Source organism: Agrobacterium sp. 10T429, assembly GCF_056393925.1.
Genome location: NZ_JBFTGV010000013.1, coordinates 43,218 through 65,012, shown reverse-complemented (window position 1 = coordinate 65,012; position 21,795 = coordinate 43,218). Strand labels below are relative to the sequence as shown.

At 59.1% G+C, this 21,795-nt stretch carries 23 protein-coding genes and 1 pseudogene; 14 read left to right on the top strand and 10 right to left on the bottom strand.

All coding sequences use genetic code 11. From position 1 onward, the window contains the following. Positions 1-298 precede the first annotated feature (298 nt). The 4 genes and pseudogenes from AC1DCP_RS23545 to AC1DCP_RS23530 all read left to right on the top strand — a co-directional run bounded on the left by AC1DCP_RS23545 (position 299) and on the right by AC1DCP_RS23530 (position 3,722). The gene (locus tag AC1DCP_RS23545) at positions 299-2,092 is read left to right on the top strand and encodes an acetolactate synthase 3 large subunit (RefSeq protein WP_013636474.1); all 1,794 of its coding nucleotides are present in this window, start codon (positions 299-301) and stop codon (positions 2,090-2,092) included. 19 nt (positions 2,093-2,111) lie between these two features. After that, positions 2,112-2,684 (top strand): acetolactate synthase small subunit, encoded by a 573-nt coding sequence (gene ilvN, locus AC1DCP_RS23540; RefSeq protein WP_003513099.1) that lies wholly within the window; start codon positions 2,112-2,114, stop codon positions 2,682-2,684. 133 nt (positions 2,685-2,817) lie between these two features. Then, a pseudogene (locus AC1DCP_RS23535) lies at positions 2,818-3,199 on the top strand (ArsR/SmtB family transcription factor). After that, positions 3,192-3,722: an SRPBCC family protein gene (locus AC1DCP_RS23530; protein WP_065687206.1), complete on the top strand. Its 531-nt coding sequence runs from the start codon at positions 3,192-3,194 to the stop codon at positions 3,720-3,722. Before AC1DCP_RS23535 ends, AC1DCP_RS23530 begins: the two are co-directional and overlap by 8 nt. A 154-nt stretch (positions 3,723-3,876) precedes the next feature. On the opposite strand, the gene AC1DCP_RS23525 is transcribed toward AC1DCP_RS23530, so the two are convergent. Beyond that, positions 3,877-4,722, bottom strand: a complete 846-nt coding sequence (locus tag AC1DCP_RS23525) for an aldo/keto reductase (RefSeq protein ID WP_476774687.1) — start codon at positions 4,720-4,722, stop codon at positions 3,877-3,879. Between the two features lie 162 nt (positions 4,723-4,884). Between AC1DCP_RS23525 and AC1DCP_RS23520 the strand changes: the two genes are divergently transcribed. Beyond that, positions 4,885-5,478: a LysE family translocator gene (locus tag AC1DCP_RS23520; RefSeq protein ID WP_013636470.1), complete on the top strand. Its 594-nt coding sequence runs from the start codon at positions 4,885-4,887 to the stop codon at positions 5,476-5,478. 62 nt (positions 5,479-5,540) lie between these two features. Here the strand turns inward: AC1DCP_RS23520 and AC1DCP_RS23515 are convergent, their stop codons facing one another. The 3 genes from AC1DCP_RS23515 to AC1DCP_RS23505 are packed head-to-tail and all read right to left on the bottom strand — an operon-like array spanning position 5,541 to position 7,247. Then, the gene (locus AC1DCP_RS23515; protein ID WP_013636469.1) at positions 5,541-6,329 is read right to left on the bottom strand and encodes an anti-sigma factor family protein; all 789 of its coding nucleotides are present in this window, start codon (positions 6,327-6,329) and stop codon (positions 5,541-5,543) included. Beyond that, positions 6,326-6,883 (bottom strand): RNA polymerase sigma factor, encoded by a 558-nt coding sequence (locus tag AC1DCP_RS23510; protein ID WP_013636468.1) that lies wholly within the window; start codon positions 6,881-6,883, stop codon positions 6,326-6,328. The genes AC1DCP_RS23515 and AC1DCP_RS23510 overlap by 4 nt, the downstream gene beginning before the upstream one ends. Then, positions 6,867-7,247, bottom strand: coding sequence for a COG4315 family predicted lipoprotein (locus AC1DCP_RS23505; protein WP_075807749.1), 381 nt, complete (start codon positions 7,245-7,247; stop codon positions 6,867-6,869). Before AC1DCP_RS23505 ends, AC1DCP_RS23510 begins: the two co-directional genes overlap by 17 nt. 133 nt (positions 7,248-7,380) lie before the next feature. Between AC1DCP_RS23505 and AC1DCP_RS23500 the strand changes: the two genes are divergently transcribed. Together AC1DCP_RS23500 and AC1DCP_RS23495 are read left to right on the top strand one after the other, a co-directional pair. Beyond that, positions 7,381-7,740, top strand: coding sequence for an ArsR/SmtB family transcription factor (locus AC1DCP_RS23500; RefSeq protein ID WP_013636466.1), 360 nt, complete (start codon positions 7,381-7,383; stop codon positions 7,738-7,740). Next, entirely contained in the window at positions 7,737-8,219 is a 483-nt protein-coding gene (locus tag AC1DCP_RS23495) for an SRPBCC family protein (protein WP_013636465.1), read from the top strand. Before AC1DCP_RS23500 ends, AC1DCP_RS23495 begins: the two co-directional genes overlap by 4 nt. A 6-nt stretch (positions 8,220-8,225) precedes the next feature. Here AC1DCP_RS23495 and AC1DCP_RS23490 read toward each other — a convergent pair whose 3' ends face one another. Then, entirely contained in the window at positions 8,226-8,708 is a 483-nt protein-coding gene (locus tag AC1DCP_RS23490; protein WP_003513079.1) for a DUF2269 family protein, read from the bottom strand. Further along, positions 8,708-9,994, bottom strand: a complete 1,287-nt coding sequence (locus tag AC1DCP_RS23485) for an SDR family oxidoreductase (RefSeq protein WP_013636464.1) — start codon at positions 9,992-9,994, stop codon at positions 8,708-8,710. Before AC1DCP_RS23485 ends, AC1DCP_RS23490 begins: the two co-directional genes overlap by 1 nt. Before the next feature lie 124 nt (positions 9,995-10,118). On the opposite strand from AC1DCP_RS23485, the gene AC1DCP_RS23480 reads away from it, so the two are divergent. Continuing rightward, positions 10,119-11,246: an ATP-dependent DNA helicase gene (locus AC1DCP_RS23480; protein ID WP_003513075.1), complete on the top strand. Its 1,128-nt coding sequence runs from the start codon at positions 10,119-10,121 to the stop codon at positions 11,244-11,246. Between the two features lie 107 nt (positions 11,247-11,353). On the opposite strand, the gene AC1DCP_RS23475 is transcribed toward AC1DCP_RS23480, so the two are convergent. Continuing rightward, a complete protein-coding gene (locus tag AC1DCP_RS23475; protein ID WP_026330785.1) occupies positions 11,354-12,049 on the bottom strand; it encodes a MerR family transcriptional regulator in 696 nt (231 codons plus the stop codon). Between the two features lie 233 nt (positions 12,050-12,282). Between AC1DCP_RS23475 and AC1DCP_RS23470 the strand changes: the two genes are divergently transcribed. Both AC1DCP_RS23470 and AC1DCP_RS23465 read left to right on the top strand, forming a co-directional pair. Next, positions 12,283-13,038 carry a pyridoxine 5'-phosphate synthase gene (locus AC1DCP_RS23470; protein ID WP_003513071.1) on the top strand — a complete coding sequence of 252 codons (756 nt, stop codon included), beginning with the start codon at positions 12,283-12,285 and terminating at the stop codon, positions 13,036-13,038. Positions 13,039-13,109: 71 nt separating this feature from the next. Continuing rightward, the gene (locus tag AC1DCP_RS23465; protein WP_003513069.1) at positions 13,110-14,375 is read left to right on the top strand and encodes an NAD(P)/FAD-dependent oxidoreductase; all 1,266 of its coding nucleotides are present in this window, start codon (positions 13,110-13,112) and stop codon (positions 14,373-14,375) included. Positions 14,376-14,521: 146 nt separating this feature from the next. On the opposite strand, the gene AC1DCP_RS23460 is transcribed toward AC1DCP_RS23465, so the two are convergent. After that, positions 14,522-15,568 (bottom strand): NAD(P)-dependent alcohol dehydrogenase, encoded by a 1,047-nt coding sequence (locus AC1DCP_RS23460; RefSeq protein ID WP_003513067.1) that lies wholly within the window; start codon positions 15,566-15,568, stop codon positions 14,522-14,524. A 187-nt stretch (positions 15,569-15,755) separates the two neighbouring features. Here AC1DCP_RS23460 and AC1DCP_RS23455 point away from each other — a divergent pair, with 187 nt between their 5' ends. From AC1DCP_RS23455 to ilvC, 3 genes are all read left to right on the top strand, one after another. Further along, positions 15,756-16,664 (top strand): AraC family transcriptional regulator, encoded by a 909-nt coding sequence (locus tag AC1DCP_RS23455; RefSeq protein ID WP_019565330.1) that lies wholly within the window; start codon positions 15,756-15,758, stop codon positions 16,662-16,664. 152 nt (positions 16,665-16,816) lie between these two features. After that, entirely contained in the window at positions 16,817-17,470 is a 654-nt protein-coding gene (locus AC1DCP_RS23450) for a TetR/AcrR family transcriptional regulator (RefSeq protein ID WP_003513063.1), read from the top strand. A 44-nt stretch (positions 17,471-17,514) separates the two neighbouring features. Then, the gene (ilvC, locus tag AC1DCP_RS23445) at positions 17,515-18,534 is read left to right on the top strand and encodes a ketol-acid reductoisomerase (protein WP_003507583.1); all 1,020 of its coding nucleotides are present in this window, start codon (positions 17,515-17,517) and stop codon (positions 18,532-18,534) included. Positions 18,535-18,607: 73 nt separating this feature from the next. On the opposite strand, the gene AC1DCP_RS23440 is transcribed toward ilvC, so the two are convergent. Both AC1DCP_RS23440 and AC1DCP_RS23435 read right to left on the bottom strand, forming a co-directional pair. Beyond that, the gene (locus AC1DCP_RS23440; protein WP_019565331.1) at positions 18,608-19,639 is read right to left on the bottom strand and encodes an endonuclease/exonuclease/phosphatase family protein; all 1,032 of its coding nucleotides are present in this window, start codon (positions 19,637-19,639) and stop codon (positions 18,608-18,610) included. A gap of 109 nt (positions 19,640-19,748) precedes the next feature. Continuing rightward, the gene (locus tag AC1DCP_RS23435; protein WP_003513061.1) at positions 19,749-20,201 is read right to left on the bottom strand and encodes an RbsD/FucU family protein; all 453 of its coding nucleotides are present in this window, start codon (positions 20,199-20,201) and stop codon (positions 19,749-19,751) included. 265 nt (positions 20,202-20,466) lie between these two features. On the opposite strand from AC1DCP_RS23435, the gene AC1DCP_RS23430 reads away from it, so the two are divergent. Continuing rightward, positions 20,467-21,711: an aminotransferase-like domain-containing protein gene (locus AC1DCP_RS23430; protein ID WP_013636460.1), complete on the top strand. Its 1,245-nt coding sequence runs from the start codon at positions 20,467-20,469 to the stop codon at positions 21,709-21,711. Positions 21,712-21,795 lie beyond the last annotated feature (84 nt).

Below are 21,795 nucleotides of genomic sequence, written 5' to 3'. Positions count from 1 at the left end.
TGTGTATCTGTTGCGTTCGAAAATTTCGTCCATGGTGCCTTACGGGTAATAAAAGAAGCCGACGCCGATTTTTTCCGCAATATGCGTTGACGACTGGCGCTTTTCTGGCTAACACTCCGGCCCATGAAAAATCTTAACGTACTTATCGTGGTGGGACGGCGCATGGGCAGGATGGTGTAACCATCCGGCGAAAGCACCCATGCGCTGAACGAGGCTCCTCTAGGGGCCTTTTTTTATGTCTTCAAACAGGCCCTCGGGCTCCTCGATATCCAAAGCCAAAGCGGGATGGAAACAGGCAATGACGGATAAGGATAATACGGAAAACAGCAATAGCATGACAGGCGCGGAGATTGTTCTGAAGGCGCTGAAGGACAACGGCGTCGAGCACATCTTCGGTTATCCTGGTGGTGCCGTGCTTCCGATCTACGACGAGATTTTCCAGCAGGAAGACATTCAGCATATTCTCGTACGTCACGAGCAGGGTGCCGGCCATGCTGCCGAAGGTTATGCCCGCTCCACCGGCAAGGTCGGTGTCATGCTCGTTACCTCCGGCCCCGGCGCCACCAATGCGGTCACCCCGCTGCAGGATGCGCTGATGGATTCCATTCCGCTCGTCTGCCTTTCCGGCCAGGTTCCGACATCGCTGATCGGCTCCGACGCATTTCAGGAATGCGATACCGTCGGCATTACGCGCCCCTGCACCAAGCACAACTGGCTGGTAAAGGACGTCAACGAACTGGCGGGCATCATCCATGAGGCCTTCCGCATCGCACAGACGGGTCGTCCCGGCCCCGTCGTCGTCGATATTCCGAAGGACATCCAGTTCGCCACCGGCACCTATACGCCGCCTTCCGCCGCCATTCAGCAGAAGAGCTACAAGCCGAAGGTTCAGGGCGATCTCAACGCCATTCACGCGGCCATCGAATTGATGTCTAAGGCAAAGAAGCCGGTTTTCTACACCGGTGGTGGCGTCATCAACTCCGGCCCGGAAGCGACACGGCTGCTGCGCGAACTGGTAGAGCTGACCGGTTTCCCGATCACCTCGACGCTGATGGGTCTCGGCGCCTACCCGGCTTCCGGCAAAAACTGGCTCGGCATGTTGGGCATGCACGGTTCATACGAAGCCAATATGACAATGCATGATTGCGACGTGCTGGTCTGCATCGGCGCGCGTTTCGACGACCGTATCACCGGGCGCCTGAATGCGTTTTCGCCGAATTCCAAGAAGATTCACGTCGATATCGATCCGTCCTCGATCAACAAGACCGTGCGCGTCGACGTTCCGATCATTGGCGACGTCAGCCATGTTCTGGAAGATATGGTTCGCCTGTGGCGCGCTTTGCCGAAGAAGCCGGAAAAAGCGCAGACCGCGGACTGGTGGCTGCAGATCGAGCGCTGGCGCGCCCGCAACTCCTTTGCCTACAAGAATTCCAACGACGTCATCATGCCGCAATATGCATTGCAGCGTCTTTACGAGGCATCGAAGGGGCGCGAGACCTTCATCACCACCGAAGTTGGCCAGCACCAGATGTGGGCGGCGCAGTTCTTCGGCTTCGAGGAGCCGAACCACTGGATGACTTCGGGCGGTCTCGGTACCATGGGATACGGCCTGCCGGCAGCTATCGGCGTTCAGGTCGCGCATCCGGAAGCGCTGGTTATCGACATTGCCGGTGATGCCTCGATCCAGATGTGCATTCAGGAAATGTCCTGCGCCATCCAGTACGGTCTGCCGGTGAAGATTTTCATCCTCAACAACCAGTATATGGGCATGGTGCGGCAGTGGCAGCAGTTGCTGCACGGCAACCGCCTGTCCAACTCCTATACCGAAGCCATGCCTGACTTCGTCAAACTGGCGGAAGCCTATGGCGCGGTTGGCATGTATTGCGACGATCCGAAGGAACTGGACGACAAGATCGCCGAGATGATTGCGGTCAACAGGCCGGTCATCTTCGATTGCCGCGTTGCCAATCTCGCCAATTGCTTCCCGATGATCCCATCTGGTAAAGCCCATAACGAGATGCTGTTGCCGGATGAGGCGACGGATGAAGCTGTTGCCAACGCCATCGATGCCAAGGGCCGTCAGCTAGTCTGAGCCGGGAGAGGAAAAGGACATGAACGCACACCTACAACCCACCGGCTCCGCCTATTTCATCCAGAAGGAAACGGCTGCCGTCGAAAATCATACGCTGTCGGTTCTCGTCAGCAACGAGCCGGGCGTTCTCGCCCGGGTCATCGGCCTGTTTTCCGGCCGGGGTTACAACATCGAAAGCCTGACGGTTTCGGAAACCGAGCATGAGGCGCATCTGTCGCGCATCACGATCGTAACGCGCGGCACGCCGATCGTGCTGGAGCAGATCAAGGCGCAGCTGGAACGCATCGTTCCTGTGCACCGGGTGCTCGATCTCACCGTTCGCGCCCGCGAACTCGGGCAGGAACGGCCGATCGAGCGTGAAGTAGCGCTGATCAAGGTCGCCGGTTCGGGTGAAGCCCGCGCCGAGACGCTTCGTCTTGCGGATGCGTTTCAGGCCAAGGTGGTGGACGCGACAGTCGAGCATTTCATCTTCGAAATCACCGGCAAGTCGTCCAAGATCGACCAGTTCGTGGCCATCATCAAACCGCTCGGCCTGATCGAGATCTGCCGCACGGGTATTGCAGCCATGAACCGCGGTTCGCAGGGGATGTGATCCTCCGCCTTTCGAATATCCTTGTAATACCAAGCCCGCGGTTCGCCGCGGGTTTTTTTATGGGCTGCGCTCCGGTGAATTGATATTCAACCATATGGTTGACTTTCTAGTCTGGCGGCCTATATTCAACAACATGGTTGAATTATCTGTTCCACATCTCGACACTGTCTTTCATGCCCTTGGCGATGCGACGCGGCGCACGATGCTGCGCGATCTATCCCGTGGCGAGCGAACGGTGAGCCAGCTGGCCGAGCCGTTCGACATATCGCTGGCTGCGGCATCCAAGCACATCAAGGCGCTGGAAAACGCCGGGCTTATTCGCCGTGAGGTGAGGGGGCGTACCCATGTCTGCCGCCTTGCGCCGGAACGGTTGGCAGAGGCGCATGAATGGCTGGATTTCTACCGGCAGTTCTGGAGCAGCCGCCTCGATATTCTTGAGCAGATGCTCAGGGAGGATGATCAGGGAGGATGATCAGGGAAAATCCCCTGAAGATGGAGGAAATGACAATGGCTGATATTGCAACGCCTGACGCCTATGGCCGGCTCGTCGAGCCGACAACCCTGAAGATAGAACGGCTCCTGCCGGGACCAATCGAGCGGGTCTGGGCCTATCTGACACAAAGCGACCTTCGCCGCCGGTGGCTGGCGTCCGGCGAGATGCGGCTTGCGCCCGACGCACCATTTGAACTCGTCTGGCGCAACGACGAGCTTTCCGACCCGCCGGGCAGCCGCCCGGAAGGTTTTTCCGAAGAGAACAGGATGACCTCACGCATCATCACCGTCGTTGCGCCGCACCGCCTCGTCTTCACCTGGGGTGAGAGCGCAGAGGTGTCTATCGAGCTTCAGGCTCTGGGCAAGGAAGTGCTTCTGACACTGGTTCACCGCCGGCTTGCGGATCGCACGACCAAGCTCAATGTCAGCGCCGGCTGGCATGCGCATCTCGACATTCTCGCCGCCCGTCTTCAGGAAAAGGAACCGGGGCCTTTCTGGGATAGCTGGCTGGGGCTGAAAGAGGAATATGAGCGCCGCATACCGTAACTGGGTGCAGCATGTCTGGGAGACTGACGGCGCGGTTCGCTGCGCCGTTATTGAATTGAAATGGTGCAGCCCAAAGCATCAGCCCGCAGGGCTCACGCTTCGATTCAATTGCTTGAGTGCCTGATTCCGAAAAACATCTTAATGCTTTGTTAAATCACAGCATTTCCAGCGCCGTCTTGCGTGTCGGTGGTGGGAAGGCGGCATCCAGCGCGGCCCAATCCTCATCGGTGATTTCGAGATCGGTGGCACCTCGGTTCTCCTCCACGCGTGCGGCGCTGGCGGATTTTGGAATGGCGATGACGCCTTCTCTTTCCAGAAGAAAGGCCAGTGCCAGTTGCGCAGGCGTAGCCTGATAGGCCTTGGCGATGCGGATGAGTTCGTGGTTGTTGAGGATGCGCCCCTGTTCGATTGGCGAATAGGCCATCAGCGGCACGCTGTGCCACTGACACCAGGGCAGAAGGGAAAATTCCGGTCCGCGCCGGGAGAGATTGTAGAGCACCTGATTGGCGGCGCAATTCTTACCGTCGGGAACGGCGAAAAGCTCCTCCATGTCGTCGGTGTCGAAATTCGAGACGCCCCAGTCGCCGATCTTGCCGGCTTTTTTCAGCTTTTCGAAAGCGGCCACCGTTTCTTCAAGCGGGTGATCACCACGCCAATGCAGCAGATAGAGATCGAGCCGGTCGGTGCCGAGCCTTGCGAGGCTGCGCTCGCAGGCCTCAATCGTGCCTCGGGCGCTGGCGTTCCAGGGATAGACCTTGCTGACCAGAAACACTTCGTCGCGCCGGCCGGCAATCGCCCTGCCCACCACCTCTTCGGATCGGCCGTCTGCATACATTTCGGCCGTGTCGATCAGCGTCATGCCGAGATCGATCGCCTTGCGAATGCTCTCGACTTCCTGCGGAGCCGATGATCTCATCTCGCCCATGTTCCAGGTGCCGAGGCCAAGGGCTKGTATCTCTTTTCCAGATGGCAGGGTGACGGAAGGAATGTCGTCATACATCGGTTCGCTCCAGCGGTTGTTGACGGAGAATAGCCCTTTGTTCCGACTTCTCAAACCCGGCATGAAAAGGATCGATCCATCAAAAAATTTGACTACGCCTATCGGTTGATCGGACTGGTTTGATGGTGGTTCGGCGGATAGGGTCTTTTCACAGGAGAGATCATGACTGTCGAAACCCTCGTCGCGCTGGTGCTGTTTGCCTTCACAACCTCCATTACGCCCGGCCCGAACAATATGATGCTTTTTGCCTCCGGCGTGAATTTCGGGTTCCGCCGCACGATCCCGCATATGCTGGGCATCGGGGCGGGGTTCCTGTCATTGCTGATCGGCGTCGGATTTGGGCTTGGCGCGCTGCTGCACTCTGTGCCCTTGCTCTATACCGTGCTGAAATTCGCGGGCGGACTTTATCTCGTCTGGATCGCGTGGAAGATCGGCACGTCCCGCAGCCTGAACGAGGGTGCTGCCGCATCGGTGCCGATGAGCTTTCTTGCCGCCGCAGCCTTTCAGTGGGTCAATCCCAAGGCTTGGGTAATGGCCGTGACCGCGATGGCGACCTATACGGATGAGCGGCAATATCTCGTCACCGTTTTGATCGTCGGCGTGGTTTTCGCCGCCGTCAATCTTCCCAGCGTTTCGACCTGGGCGGGCTTCGGTTCGGCCCTGCGTGACTGGCTTTCCGTTCCCGTGCGGCTCAAATGGTTCAACATCACCATGGCCGTCCTTCTCGTCGTCAGCCTCTGGCCGATGTTGAAATAGGTGTTCTCCCTTCGTCATCCCTGTGCCTGTCGCATGGATGTGGGGTGGGGGTATAGGTTATTCTACGCAGGGAACTGGCGGTAACATTCCTCGGCGATCTTCTGCACCTCGGCGCGCGTCAGCTCGGCAGAAACGGCATAGCCCAGTTCGTTGTCGATCCAGTAAAAGGTCTCGACGCCATCGGCGCTCGCCATGCGGAAGCTGGTGGTGCGGTTTTCCTCGTTGTGGCCGACCAGCACCGTTACCCGGCGGCCGGTCTTGTCCTGATACATCAGCATCGCCCCTGGCTTGCCGCTGACGGGGATCAGGCGCCCGCCGACGAGATCATATCCGATCTTGGAAAGATCGGGGATGGCGAAGGGATAACCGAGCCTTTTGCCGAGCCATGTTGCAAGGTGCTGCTGCTGTTCGGCTCCAACTTCAACGGGGTGGCGCACCTCGCTTGCATAGATGAGATAGGCCGATTTCGCCTGCGCGGGAATGTCAGTCGTCAACGACGCCAGAACCACGTCCTGCGGCGTGGCGAGCGGCGACGGCACAAGCCTGCCGGCTGCCGCACCCGCCGCGAAGATCAGCAACACAGCTGCCGTTCGCAGAAGAACCGGTTTCAGCCGCCACGCGGGCGCCTGTTTTCTTTCGGCAAGCATCGCGGTGTCGTGCGGATGTTCGGCGGCATAGGCGGCGAATGCGGCTCGCAGGGTTTCAGCCTGTTTTTTCCAGTCTTCCACACGCTCCCGCTCCTGCGGCCTTTCGGTCAGCCAGGCCTCGACAGCCGCGCGGTCGTCTTCGGACAAAAGCCCATCGACATACGCGTGCAGATCGTCTTCGGTAATGGCATCGGGCCTTTTCATCGTGGTCTCCGCAGGGGAATGATATTGTCCGCCGCCAGGTGCTGGCGCAGGGTTTCGCGGGCGCGGGAAAGTCTGGACATGACGGTACCCACGGGGATCGACAATGTCTCGGCTGCCTCCTGATAGCTGTAGCCTTCCACCGTCACCAGCATCAGCACCGCCCGCATCTCTGGCGAAAGCAGCCCGAGCGCGACGTGCAGCCTATCGTTTTCCAGCGTGTCGCCGAGTGTGTCGGCAACGGCCAGGCTTTCATGGCCGTCGAGACTTTCGGACGGGTGACGTTTCGCGGCGCGGTGGCGGTTGCGATAAAGATTCGTCATTATCGCGTAAGCCCATGATTTCAAAGCCGTTCCGTGCCATTGCCTCTTGTTGGTCAGCGCCTTTTCCACGCAGTCCTGCAATAGGTCCTCGCCATCGGCGTCGGAGCGGGAAAGGCTGCGAGAATAACGCCGCAGCATGGGTATCAGCGCCAGCATCTCCGCCTCGAAGGAGCCGGCTGCGGGGGAGAGGCTCCCCCGCGTATTGCCATTCATGCCATCATGGTTTTGCGGCATCCCATACACCGTTCATACCGTCGCCGGTTGCATCGCCTTTTTTCATGTCCTTGGCCCAGTAGTAGAGCGGCATGCCGTCCTTTGCCCACTGCATCTTGCCGTCCTTGCGCGTCACGAGAGAATAGGCGCCTTCGGCCTTGTCGCCAGTAGCCGCGAAGAACGGCGGCCAGTTGGTGGCGCACTTGTCATAACAATTGGATACGCCCTTCTTGTCGTTCTTGAAAGTGTAGAGCGTCATGCCTTTTTCGCCCGCGAGCACATTGCCTTTGGCGGTCTTGACCGTTTCGACCGCGGGTGCCGCATAGGCCGTTCCGGCAAATGCCAAAACGAGGGCGGGAACGATAAAGCGGATTTTCATGGACATATCCTCCTTGGTTCGGGCGGCTTCTGCCGCCAGCACATCAAAAGACACCGCAGGTCACTGCTTTATTCCCTCCGCCGGTGCGATTTTTAAACTTATCCGTTGAGCTAAGTGTTTCGCCGTGATAGTTAGTCTTATGGATAACTATTCAGCCCCACTTGACGATATCTTCCAGTCCCTTGCCGATCCGACACGACGGGCCGTGCTTTTGCGGTTGGGCAGCGGGGATGCGAGCGTCGGCACGCTTTCCGAACCTTTCGCCATGGCCCTGCCGTCGTTCATGAAACACATCCGCCAGCTGGAAGGAGCGGGGTTGATCGTGACGCGCAAGCAGGGCCGGGTGCGGTTCTGCTCGCTGGAGAAACAACGGTTTTCGATGATCGAGGGCTGGCTTTCGCAACAGCATGCCATCTGGGAAGGCCGGACGGACCGGCTTGAACAGTTCGTCATGGCGCAGCAGGACAGAACCTCCGATAAAGGGGAGAATGACAAATGACCGACACTTTCAATCCCGATCTCGATCTGAAGATTTCAAGGATCATCAGGGCGCCGCGCCAGCTGGTCTGGAACGCCTGGGTCGACAAAAACAGCCTCGAACAGTGGTGGGTGCCGCATCCCGGCCAATGCCGTGTCGAGAAAATGGAGCTTTTCCCCGGCGGCGCTTTCGAGACCCGCTACAGCGAAGACGGGAAGGCATTTGGCGATCACATAAGCGGATGTTTCCTGGCGGTGGATCATGAGGAGCGTCTGGTCTTCACCGATGCGCTGACTTCAGGCTTTCGCCCGTCCGCGCGCCCATTCCTCACCGCGGTGATGAGTTTTCGCGATCATCCTGAAGGAATGGAATATGTGGCCTATGCCATGCACAGAAATCCTGGGGATCGCGACAAGCACGCGGAGATGGGCTTTTTCGACGGCTGGAACACGGTTGCCGAACAACTGGCGCAGCTTGTCGAAAGACAGGCGATCAATTGAGGCGCATCAACCGAACAGGGCAATATCCGGCTTGGTCAGCATCAGCCAGATGATGCCGAGAACCGCGAAGAAAGCCGGAAAACCGCAGGCAAACCAGATGCGGTAGAGACGGAACCATTGCGGCGGCAGGGCCTCGTCCGCAGCGACACAATCGCGGGCGATATCGCGTAGCTTGATCTGGATCCACACCACCGGCAGCCAGAAAATGCCGGTGAAGACATAAAGGCAGAGCGAAAGGGCGATCCAGCCTTCGCTCAGCGGCCAGCCGATGATGCGCGCCAGAAAATAACCGGTGACCGGCTGGATGATCGCCGCCGTGGCGGTGAAGATGGTGTCGGCGATGACGACCGTGCCCGAAACATGGGCGATCAGCGCCGGGTTTGCCGTCCGCCGCGCCATCACCATGAAAAACGCTATGCCAGCCCCGGTGCCGAACAGCACGGTTGCGCCGATGACATGGGCGAGCCGCAGAAGGTCTTCAGGTGTCATCAGCGTTCATCCAATGTGGCAAGGGCGACAAGTGTCAGGGCGATGGAGGGCAGGACCTTGACGAGGGGGCCGAGCGGATCGAGCCACAGACCCGGCTCCAGCAGACTGCCACCAGTCAGATAGGCGGCGGTGACCAGGAGCATGGCGATGAGCGCTTTTCTGGCAAGTGGTCTTATCAGGACGGTGACGCCCAGGGCGATATCGATGAGGCAGGTGGCGAGTGTGAGGGTGACGGCTGGCACTTGCGGCATGAAGGGCAGGAAATGCGCGGCCGAGCTGTCGATATCAAGCAGCGGTACGAGGCCGGACAATAGCCAGAACAGCGACAGGCAGAGAATGAGGACGGGTTTGAGCAGATATGATCTGGCAAACCACAGGTCCTGCACGCCGGAAGGGTGAGCTGCCAGCGTGTCCCTCAAGCTCTTGAGCGACGTCGTCGCTTTTGGCGCGCTGTTCTCCGTCACGATACCTTCCGACATCACCCTCATGGCGGTTGAGCGCAACGGCGACCGCCAGCCGAGCTTTCCCGCAATATCCGCCGTGAGGGCGACGGGGCGCATGAAGGCAGTCGGAAGATTTAGCGCGGGAGCAGGGGCGAGGCCGAGCCATTGCCGGTGCGCAGCGACTACGCCTTGCAATGTCAGCGTTTCGTTTGCTGCCAACTCGATATCGCTGCCTGACGGGATTTCGCCATCTATTGCCGCGCTGACTGCCAACGCGACATCTTCGACTGCGACGGTCTGTACAGGCATCTTGCCGTTTACGAGCGGCACAGCGAAGGGGAAGCTTGCAAGCGCGCGCACGAGTGCTGTGCCGCCATGGGCGTTGCGGCCGACAACCAGTGCGGGGCGGAGAATGACAAAGCGCAGACCGCTTGCGGCAAGTGCCACATCGGCGCGGCGTTTGGTGGCGAGGAAGGGCAGTTGGGAAGCGGCTCCGGAAGTGCGGGCCGATATCTGGATCACAAGCTTGCCGCCCGCATTTACCGCTGCCCGGTAGAGCGCCAGCATCGCTTTTTCCTGCGTCGCGGCAAGATCATCCGACAGGCCGTCCTGAAGCGCACCTGCGCAATTGACGATGGCGTCATGGTCGCTAACGAGTGCCGCCCAGTCGGCAGCGCTGGTCATACGCGAGAGATCGGCCGGAACCCAGCTGGCGAAAGGCCATTTATCTTTCGCGCGCGCAATGGTGCGAGCCAGCCCAGTAACGGTGTGACCTTTGCCGTGAAGGCTGCGGATCACTTCGGAACCGATGAAACCCGTTGCGCCCAGAATCAATATCTTCATGGGCGGCATGATACCCGCCATGGTTTAAAAACCAGCCGTGTTTTATTGCCGCATTCTGATGGTGTGATTCATCTTTCGTTCTTTTTCTGTTGCGCACGGTGCTCGAATCCTGCGATGAGGGCGCATGTTATTTTCACCGCAACAGGACGAAGCGCTCAAGGCTGTTTCCCGCTGGCTGAAGGAAGGCCGGACGCCGGTTTTTCGGTTGTTCGGTTATGCCGGAACCGGAAAGACAACGCTTGCCAAACATTTCGCGGAAAATGTCGATGGCGAAGTGCTGTTTGCGGCCTTCACCGGCAAGGCGGCGCAGGTGCTGCGCTCGCGCGGGGCGACCAATGCCCGCACCATCCATTCGCTGATCTACCGCCCGCGCGGCGAAGAGACCGTGGAAGACGAGGAGACCGGCAAGACCTCGGTCGCGCCAATGTTTTCCATCAACCGCCAGAGCCCGCTCGCCAAGGCGGCACTCATCATCATCGATGAATGTTCGATGGTGGATGAGCAGCTCGGCAAGGATCTGATGAGCTTCGGCACGCCTATCCTGGTGCTCGGCGATCCCGGGCAGTTGCCGCCGGTTTCAGGCGGTGGCTTCTTCACGGAGCAGGAGCCGGATTACCTGCTCTCCGAAATTCATCGGCAGGCCAAGGACAATCCCATCATCCATCTTGCCATGGATGTGCGGGAAGGCCGCGAGATCATGCGTGGCGATTACGGTGCCGCGCAGGTGATTTCCAAGTCCGAGGTGACACAGTCGCTCGTGCTCGATGCCGATCAGGTGCTCGTCGGCACAAATCGCACGCGCCGCCGCTATAACCAGCGGCTTCGCGAGCTGAAGGGATTTACGGCCGATTATCCGCAATCCGGCGACAAGCTGGTTTGCTTGAGGAACGATCCCGCCAAGGGCCTGCTGAACGGCTCTCTCTGGCAGGTCATGAGTTCGTCGCGCGAGACGGTGAAACCCGGCATCAACCTGATGATCCGGCCTGAAGACGACGATATGGATCGCGGCGCGGCCAAGATCAAATTGCTGAAGGCGGCTTTCGAGGATGTGGAAACGGAAATTCCGTGGACCACTCGCAAGCGTTATGACGAGTTCGATTTCGGCTATGCGCTGACCGTGCACAAGGCGCAGGGTTCGCAGTGGAACAATGTGGTTCTCTTTGACGAGAGCTATGCCTTCCGCGATTCGCGCGAGCGGTGGCTTTACACCGCCATCACCCGCGCCGCAGAAACACTCACAATCGTTCGCTGAGATAGAGCATTTCCGGTGAATAGCGGGACACCTTCAATGCTCCAATTCTTTTGTCTGTGCATTGTCCGGACGGAAAACCGCTGTGCAGTTTTCGTGGAAATGCTCTGTCAGGCGCGGATGACACCAAGCAGAACCGCTTTGGCAACCGCCTGAAAGCGGTTGCTGGCACTGAACTTGCCGATGATCTTCGCCTCCAGTTCGTTGAGGTCGTTACCTGAAAGGCCGAGAGCGCGCGCGAGCCTTACCGGGGCGTACCCCTCCGCCATCAGTTCCAGGCATTTTCGCTCGTTGTCTGTCAGCGCGATATCCTTGCCCGGTCCCCGCTCAGCGGCGTCGAGGCCATCAGCATCGTTATCGGTGGCGAGCAGTTCCTCGATCTGCTGGGCCTGGCGCTGAAGCGTGGAGCGTTCCGCGGTCAGTTCTCTTTTTCGCTGCCGCAGCGCGGAGTGGAATATCTCGTCCGCTTCTTCCTGCGAGAGAGAGCGGGCAAGTTTTTCCATGATGTCTGTAATGGCTGCGACGGAAATGCCAACTTCGCGACAGACATTTATCACCGCCATGCGTTGCACGTTGCGGTGGGAATAAACCCGCATCTGGCCGATGCGTTTTGAGGTCAGCAGCGCCTTTTCTTCGTAAAAATGCAGGGTCCGGTGCGTTACGCCGAAAATGTTGGCCATGTCGGCGATGGGAACCGGTTCGGCGGGCAGGGAGGAGGGCAGGCTTATATCCGGTAAAAAGCTGCTGATCCTTAGATTGGGTTTGTCCTCGTCGCCGTGTTCAAACGGCATCCTGCCATTCTGCATCGTTTCCCCCTTCGCGCGTTTTGACAGTGTGCCTGCTTTTTATGGCATTCGTTACTTGTTCCCCACCGCAGATCTGTCTTCTGATCAAGACATTTTGCCGATGCTGCATGAGAACCGTAACCTGTATTGCCTGCTTTCGTTCCCGTATCCTTAAAAAATTTTATCGGCCTCCTTGCGGTCGGCGTCAACCTGCGTGAAACAGGATGTCAATTCCGAACCGGAGCCTCGATGTCATGCCCGCAAAACTTTCCGTCAATCTGAACGCAATTGCCATGCTGCGCAACCGTCGCGATCTCCCATGGCCGGATGTCGCGCATTTCGGGCATATTGCACTCGCTGCGGGTGCTAGCGGGCTGACTGTACACCCTCGGCCGGACCAGCGCCATATCCGCTTTTCGGACCTGCCGGTGCTGCGTGCGCTCATCGATGACAGTTTCCCAAGCGCGGAATTCAACATCGAAGGTTATCCGACCGAGGATTTTCTCGTTCTGTGCGAACAAACCCAGCCTGAGCAGGTGACGCTGGTGCCCGACGATCCGTCGCAGGCGACATCAGACCATGGCTGGGATTTCCGCAAGCACGCGGTTTTCCTGAGAGAAGCCGTTGGGCGCCTGAAGGCCGGCGGTATGCGGGTTTCGCTTTTTGCCGATGGTGACGGCGAGCGCGAAGCGGTGGAGCTGGCGGCTGAGACGGGTGCTGCCCGCATTGAGCTCTATACCGGTCCCTATGGAGGTTGTTTTGACGATCCGCAAAAAGGTGACGCGCTTCTGGAAAAACTCGGACAGACGGCGGACTACGCCGCAGCGCTCGGGCTTGCCGTCAATGCCGGGCACGACCTGACTGTAGCAAACCTGCCCAAGCTTATGAAACGCATACCTTATCTTGCAGAGGTATCCATCGGTCACGGGTTGACGGCGGATGCGCTGGAATATGGCATGGCTGAAACAGTCCGGCGTTTTTGTCGCGCCTGCGGTCAGGCTATTTCATAACCAAAGTCAATTTTTTTGCCTATAATCTGCTTGCGCATGCTCCGTGCGCGAGCTTTTAAAGGCAGAGACACATGCAAGAACATCACGTTGTCGTCGTGGGTGGAGGCTTCGGCGGCTTACAAATGGTACACGGGCTGGAGGGGGCCCCTGTCCGCATCACATTGATTGACCGCCGCAACCATCATCTATTTCAGCCATTGCTTTATCAGGTTGCGACGACGGCTCTTGCGACATCCGAAATCGCCTGGCCGATCCGCCATCTTTACCGCGACCGCAAGGAAGTGACGACGCTGCTTGCGGAAGTGAACGGCGTAGACCGTGACGCCCGCACCGTGCATCTGAGTTCCGGTCAGGTCATCGGCTTCGATACGCTGGTGCTGGCCACCGGCGCCCGTCATGCCTATTTCGGCCGTGATGAATGGGAGCGTGCCGCTCCCGGCCTCAAGACGCTCGAGGATGCAACGACGATCCGCCGCCGCCTGCTTCTGGCTTTCGAGCGCGCGGAACTTGCCACCAGCGAAGAGGAACGGCAGGCGCAGCTGACCTTCGTCATCATCGGGGCAGGCCCGACGGGCGTGGAAATGGCGGGCATGATCGCCGAGCTTGCCCACAAGGCGCTGCCGCCGGAATTCCGCAACGTGGATACCAGAAAGAGCCGCGTGCTGCTTGTCGAGGCAGGTCCGCGCGTTCTGCCGGTTTTTACGGACGATCTTTCGGCCTATGCCAAGCAGGCGCTTGAAAAGCTCGGCGTCGAGGTTCTGCTCGGCACACCGGTTACGGCCTGCACCGATGAGGGCGTGACGGTGGGTGAGACCTTTTATCCGTGCCGCACGGTGGTCTGGGCCGCCGGCGTGCAGGCGTCTCCCGCTGCAAAGTGGCTGAATGCTGCTGCCGACAGGGCGGGACGCGCTATCGTCGGGCCGCATCTCAATCTGGAAGACGACCCCAATATTTTCGTCATCGGCGATACGGCCGCCGTCAATCAGGAAAACGGCAAACCGGTGCCGGGCATTGCGCCTGCAGCCAAGCAGCAGGGCGCCCATGTGGCAAAGGTCATCAAGGCGCGGCTATCCGGAGAGCCGGAGCCCGCGCCGTTCCGCTACAGCCATCAGGGTAATCTGGCGACAATCGGCAAACGCGCGGCGGTGATCGATTTCGGCAGGTTCAAGCTCAAGGGCGTGCTTGCATGGTGGATCTGGGGGCTTGCCCATATCTATTTCCTGATCGGAACGCGCTCGCGGCTGGCCGTGGCGTGGAGCTGGCTGTGGATTTACCTCAGCGGCCAGCACAGCGCGCGGCTGATCACCCAGAAAGAGACGTTGAAGGACGAGGCCTGAGGGCAAGGCGGGTAAAGGAAAGCGCGGGAAGCATTGGCTTCCCGCGCTCGCATTTACGGTCGGTGCGCCAAACCACTCCTCCGTCACGCCGTATTAAGTCCGGGGTGACGGAGTGCGGATGTGGCGAGCTTGTGCCAATCCAAGGCTCAAGCGTCGAGCGATGCCATGTCGATGACGAAGCGGTAGCGAACGTCGCTCTTCAGCACGCGCTCATAGGCTTCGTTGACATCCTGGATGTTGATCGTTTCGATCTCCGAGACGATGTCATGCTCGCCGCAGAAATCCAGCATTTCCTGGGTTTCCTTGATCGAGCCGATCATGGAGCCGGAGAGGCTCTTCGCACCGATGATGAGCGAGAAGGCGTGGACCGGGATCGCATGTTCCGGTGCACCGACCACGACCATGCTGCCCTTGGGCTTCAGGAGGCCGAGATAGGCGTTCCAGTCGATTGCGACACCTGCTGTGCAGATGATCAGGTCGAAGGTGCCGGCCAGCTTTTCGAAGGTCGAGGCGTCGCTGGTGGCGTAATATTCCTTCGCGCCGAGCTTCAGTCCGTCTTCCTTCTTAGACAGGGTCTGGGAAAGAACTGTGACATCCGCGCCCATGGCAGCGCCGAGCTTGACGCCCATGTGGCCAAGACCACCCATGCCGACGATTGCGACCTTCTGACCGGGACCGGCGTTCCAGCGGCGCAGCGGCGAGTAGAGCGTGATGCCTGCGCATAGAAGCGGCGCGGAAGCGTCGAGCGGCAGGTTGTCAGGGATCGACAGGACATAACCTTCCTTGACGACGATCGAGTCGGAATAACCGCCATGGGTGGCTGTCTTCGTATTTGGATCGACATCGTTGTAGGTCTGGACGAGGCCGGGCATGTAGTGTTCGTTGTCGAGGTCGCGGGTGGCGCAACCGACGCAGGAATCGACGAAGCAGCCAACGCCGACATGATCGCCGACCTTGAATTTCGTGACCTTGGAGCCAACGGCTTTCACGACACCGGCAATCTCATGGCCGGGAACGATCGGGAAGACGGCATTCTTCCATTCGTTGCGGACGGTGTGGATGTCCGAGTGGCAGATGCCGGCATATTTGATATCGATGACAACGTCGTCATCGTTAGGCTCGCGGCGTTCGAAGGTGAACGGGGTAAGCGGCTTCGACGCATCGGTCGCAGCATAACCTCTTGCAATGGCCATCTGAATATCCTTTCGGGAGTTGGGGACGGCGGAATATGCAATGGAAGGGTGCCGGGGCGTTAGAGCGATCCTCCGAGCTTTTTGCACGATCCTGCAAAAAATTGCGGTGGGCTATTTGCGGAAACTGGCCCGGCTTTCTAGATAATGCACACAGACACGCTGCTTCCTTCCCTAAAGGGTTTCCCAGATGACCATGCCGTTCAATCTCTATCAGGAGATCGCCTCCATCGCCGCACGGCATGCCACCCGCGATGGCGAGGTCCAGACGGCAATCGAAACCCTCGGCATCAGCCGCCGGTCCACACCCAGCGCGCCGTGCCACGGCAGCTATCGTCCCTGTTTGGCAATGGTGATCCAGGGGTCGAAAAGCGTTCAGCTGGGAACGGACACCATCAATTACGGGGCCGGCGACTATCTTCTGACCTCGCTCGACCTGCCGGTTGCCTGGCGTGTGGTGGAAGCGAGCGAGGAAGTACCGCATTTTTGCATCGGGCTTGCGATCGACAGCGAAAAGCTGCTCGACCTTATGAGCCGCATGCCGATCGAGCGGCCTCAGGAGCCGGTGAGCGGCCAGCGCGGCATCGTGGTGAACGCCGCCACACCGGAGCTGCTTGATGCGGCCATCCGGCTGATGCGCCTGCTTGACCGCCCGGCGGACATTGCGGCCATGGCGCCGCTGATCGAGCAGGAAATCCTCTATCGAATCCTGACCGGACCAGCGGGTGGGCAGCTGATGAACATCGTCGCTGCCGGAAGCCACGGCAATCGGATCGCCCGCGCCATCGCCTGGCTGCGCGAGAATTTCGCGCGCCAGCTGCGTATCGAGGAACTTGCGGAGCATATCGGCATGAGTGTGTCGTCTTTCCATCACCATTTCAAGACGATCACGGCCATGACCCCCATTCAGTACCAGAAGCAGTTGCGGCTGCATGAGGCGCGCCGGCTGATGCTGCTGGAGCGCCTGGATGCAGGCACGGCCGGCCATCGCGTCGGTTACCAGAGCCCTTCGCAGTTCAGCCGGGAATACAGCCGCTTTTACGGGATGTCGCCCTCACGCGACGTCGACGCCTCGCGTGAGATAAGCGCGGCCGGATAAAGCGGCATTATGGTGCGGCGTATCCTGCTGCCGCATCGCGTCAATTCGTACATCACCGTGAAGAAAGCGCTTGACGGGCAAGCTGCCTCCGCTTAAATGGCGCTCGAACCGTACCGTACGGTACATTAATCGAGCCTCTGGAGTGGAAATAAGTGGCCTCCGACCCGATCACAGCGCAGGAATTTTCGCCGCGCCAGAACGCCGTTCTGGATCAGGCATTGCGTCTTCTGGTCGAGGGTGGCGAGAAAGCGCTGACTACCTCTGGTCTTGCGCGTGCGGCCAACTGTTCCAAGGAAAGCCTCTACAAATGGTTTGGCGACCGGGACGGCCTGCTGGCTGCGATGATCACCTTCCAGCAGAGCAAGGTTCGCACCTTCGAGAAGGCGGGCGATCGCGTGTCTGCGCCGCAGCTTGCCGATCATCTCGAGGTTTTCGCACATGATCTGCTTGATGTGCTGGCGGGCGATGTGTCGCTGGCGCTCAACCGTCTGGCGATAGGGCAGGCGAGCCGTGATGGTTCCAAGCTTGGCGATCTTCTTCTGGAACGTGGCCGTCGCCAGATCGACCGCCGCGCCCGCGGGTTGATCGAGGCGGGTCGCCGTTCGGGTTACCTGCGTTTCGATGACGCCGAAGAGGCGTATCGCAGTTTTTACGGCCTCATCGTTTCGGATCTGCATGTGCGCATGCTGCTGGGCGAGGCGCCTGACAAGGATTTTTCCGCCCGGGCAAAGAAGGCGGTGGTCGCCTTTCTAACACTCTACGGCACGGAAAAGGTACATTCGGAACTGGGCGGCAAGGTCGCCTGAGGTTCCGGTTCACACAGAGACAAGCATTAGGGAAGGACCATAAAATGCGCGTTTATTATGATCGTGATGCGGATCTCAATCTCATCAAGTCCAAGAATGTCGTCATCGTCGGCTACGGTTCCCAGGGTCGCGCCCATGCGCTGAACCTCAAGGATTCCGGCGCCAAGAATGTCGTCATTGCTCTGAAGGCCGGTTCGCCGACCGTCAAGAAGGCGGAAGCCGACGGCTTCAAGGTCATGACCGTTGCCGAAGCCGCCAAGTGGGGCGACCTTTTGATGATGGCGACGCCTGACGAATTGCAGGCCGACATCTACAAGGCCGACATTGCCGGCAACATCCGTGACGGTGCGGCGATTGCTTTCGCACACGGCCTCAACGTTCACTTCGGCCTCATCGAGCCGAAGGCTTCGCTCGACGTCGTCATGATCGCACCGAAGGGCCCCGGCCACACGGTTCGCGGCGAATACCAGAAGGGCGGCGGCGTGCCCTGCCTCGTTGCCGTTCACCAGAACGCTTCCGGCAACGCACTTGAACTCGCTCTCTCCTACGCCTGCGGCGTTGGCGGCGGCCGCTCTGGCATCATCGAAACCAACTTCAAGGAAGAGTGCGAAACCGACCTCTTCGGCGAACAGGTCGTTCTGTGCGGCGGTCTCGTAGAACTCATCCGCGCCGGCTTCGAAACCCTGGTCGAAGCCGGTTACGCACCGGAAATGGCCTATTTCGAGTGCCTGCACGAAGTGAAGCTGATCGTTGACCTGATCTATGAAGGCGGCATCGCCAACATGAACTACTCGATCTCCAACACGGCCGAGTGGGGCGAATACGTCACCGGTCCTCGCATCATCACCGCTGACACCAAGGCTGAAATGAAGCGCGTTCTTCACGACATCCAGACCGGCAAGTTCACGACCGAGTGGATGCAGGAATGGAAGGCCGGCGGCGCACGCTTCAAGGGCATCCGTCGCAACAACGACGCCCACCAGATCGAAGAAGTCGGCGCAAAGCTGCGCGGCATGATGCCTTGGATCGGCAAGAACAAGCTGGTCGACAAGGCCGTCAACTAAGCTTCATTGCTTGACAGAATATTGGAAGGCCGGGGCGAGAGCTCCGGCCTTTCTGCATTGGGCCTGGCTAGGATCACACGATGGCGTCGGCTTCCTCGATAATGACCGATACGGGAAAGTGATCGGAGAAACCACCGAGATTGACGTTTTTGACTGCATCGCCTTTCGACAGGCCGAAGCGGATCGGCCCCTCATTCTTGCTGTGGCTGACCATGGCGGCAATGGCTTCAATTTTCGCGGTTTCCTCGCGCACCGCGAAGCCGCTGCTCCCGGTTAGAAGCGATCTTGAGACGAGGATCTGGTCGAAGATATTGGCGTCGCCGTTGAAATAGAGCGTGCCATAGATCGTTCTTGCCGTACCGACTGAATCCACTACCTGCTGGCGCAGGTAGTTCCAGGTGAGATTGTAGAACATTGCCGATTGCGAGCTTTCGACATCGTCGCGCTCGCGGGTGGAATTGGCGTGATAGCGCAGCGATGCATCGGAAGGGTCGTCGTTGAAATCGCCGAAGGCGACGACGGCGATGTCGTTTCCTTTTTCTTCCCTGATCCGCTGGTGCCAGTAGCCAAGCGTCTCACCGGCGGTCATGCGAAAACCGGCGCTTTCCACCGCGCCGCCGGAGCGCGACGGCCAGTGATTGGAAAGGGCGATAAGCTGGCGTCCGCCCTTGGTGATGAAGGTGCATTGGGTAATGTCGCGGGTACCGGTGCGGCGCATCACGAAATGGCTGAAAATCTCGGTTTCGTTGATCAGTAGCTTCTTGCTGTCATAGATGAAGGCCGTATCGATGCCGCGCTGGTCCTTGCTGGAATCTGCATGCACCACACGGTAGGCGCGCTCAGGCATGAGGTCGTTCAGATGTTCCGCGAGCGTCTCCAGAACGAAACGGTTCTCGACTTCGCACACGCCGAGCAGATCCGGCCCGGCGCCGCCGATCTGCCTTATGATCAAACCGAGTTGCCTGAGCTTGGTCTTGAACAAATCTTCGGTCCAGCCTTTCAGATCGTTCTTCAGCCGCTCGGCAATCCAAGGTTCGCGCGCCGGATACCCTTCCGGCGCAAACAGGTTTTCGACATTCCAGAACGCCAGGACATATTGGGTCATGATACCTCACACCTCCGGTTGGTTTTACAAAACCTAGTGGAAGTTTTTGCCACAACAACTTGAAATTGTCATGACGGGTTTAGCACGCGACCCAATTTGCCGTTCGATCTTATTTGCCCGGCGGGATGACGCCCTTCGTCAGCAGGAAGCAACCGTAAAAACGGGTCTCGCCTGTTGTGATGACGCAATATGCTTTTTTGGCCTGTTCATAGAAGGCGAAGCGTTCGATACCATACATGGGGGCGGATTTTCCCTCCGCCGCGTCTATTTCCTTCTGCACTTCGACCTGTACGGGTTCCAGCTGGTCCGGCGCGCCCATCACTTCCATGCGTCCGACCGAAGGCTGCAGCGGCGTGTCGAGTGGCAGCACCGAGAGGATCGCCTGCATGGCGCGGGCGGCGGAAATGTTGTCCATGCGCAGCACCTTGCCGACCGTTGTCTGGCGAGCCACCGAATCGGAAGGGAAGTTGGTGTCGGAAATCACCAGCGTATCGCCGTGACCCATGGCGCGTAGGGCGTGAAGAACATCGGCATTCAGCGCCGGGTCGATATTTTTCAGCATGTCGTCAAACTCCCATGATGCTTTCGCCGTGTCGCGGCGCGTGGCCGCAATCCAGCCGGAAAACCTTGCCGCGTCAATCGCAAACGGAAGATTGTGAAGCTTTGCGCAAGGGTGTATTTGGCTTTGTCCGCCAAAGGCGGGCCCAAATGCGGGTAACATGCAGGGAGGCAGAAATAATTCGAAAAACTGATAAGTCAGTATTGCTGACGTATCGACATTTCTGTAAAGATGCACGCATAAAAACGACACAAGAGGAAACGTACCCATGCTTGATTGGGAACAAATTTTCGCCACGCGCTCTTCGCGCATGAAAGCGTCTGAAATCCGCGAGCTGCTGAAGCTGCTCGAGCAGCCCGATATCATTTCCTTTGCCGGTGGCATCCCGGACCCGGCTCTTTTCCCCGCAGAGGAGTTTCAGCAGGCTTATGCGGAAATTTTTTCGGGTTCGCAGGTTAACTCGGCGCTGCAATATTCGGTGAGCGAAGGTTACAAGCCGCTGCGCGAATGGCTGGCGGGCGAAATGGCCGAGATCGGCATTGAATGCACTGCCGACAACGTCTTCATCGTTTCCGGTTCGCAGCAGGGTCTCGACTACCTCGGCAAGCTGTTCCTGTCGCCGAAGGATACCGCGCTGGTAACCTGGCCGACCTATCTCGGCGCACTTTCCGCCTTCAATGCCTATGAGCCGAATTACGACCAGCTCAATCCCGGCGGTAACCGCACGCCCGAAGCTTACCGCGAAACCGCGGCAAAGCTCGGCGGCGCGGTGAAGTTCGCTTATCTCTCTGCCGATTTCTCCAATCCGACCGGGGAAACCGTTGATCTTGCCGGTCGCGAAAAGGTTCTGGCGCTGGCCGACGAGCTGGATATCGCCGTCATCGAAGACGCCGCCTATCAGTCACTGCGTTATGATGGTGAAGCGGTTCCGCCGATCATGGCGCTGGATATTGCCCGCTCGGGCGGCATCGAGAACACCCGCACCATCTATTGCGGCAGCTTCTCCAAGACGCTCGCACCCGGCCTTCGCGTCGGTTACATCGTTGCGTCTGCGCCTGTTATCCGCAAGCTGGTGCTGATGAAGCAGGCCGCAGACCTGCATTCCTCGACGATCAACCAGATCGCCATCGAACGTGTCGCTTCGCGCGGCTTCGACAAGCAGGTCGCCAAGATCAAGGCTGCCTACAGCGCCCGCCGCGATGCGATGCTGGCTGCGCTCGACAAATACATGCCGAAGGGCACGCGCTGGACCAAGCCGGAAGGCGGCATGTTCATCTGGGTCACCCTGCCGGAAGGCATGGATGGTGCCGCACTGCTGGCAAAATCCATCGCAACGGAGAAGGTCGCCTTCGTTCCGGGTCGCGCCTTCTTTGCTGATGGCTCGGGCACGAACACGCTGCGCATTAGCTTCTCCTGCGCCAATGAGGCGATGATCGAGGAAGGCATGAAGCGGCTTGGCCGGTTGATCGCGACGGCGCAGGCGGAGACGACCGAAGTGGTTCCGGCGATTTGAGGGTTGCGAGGTTTTCGGCAGTGAGGGCGGGGCGGCTTACCCCCTCTGTCCTGCCGGACATCTCCCCCACAGGTGGGGAGATCG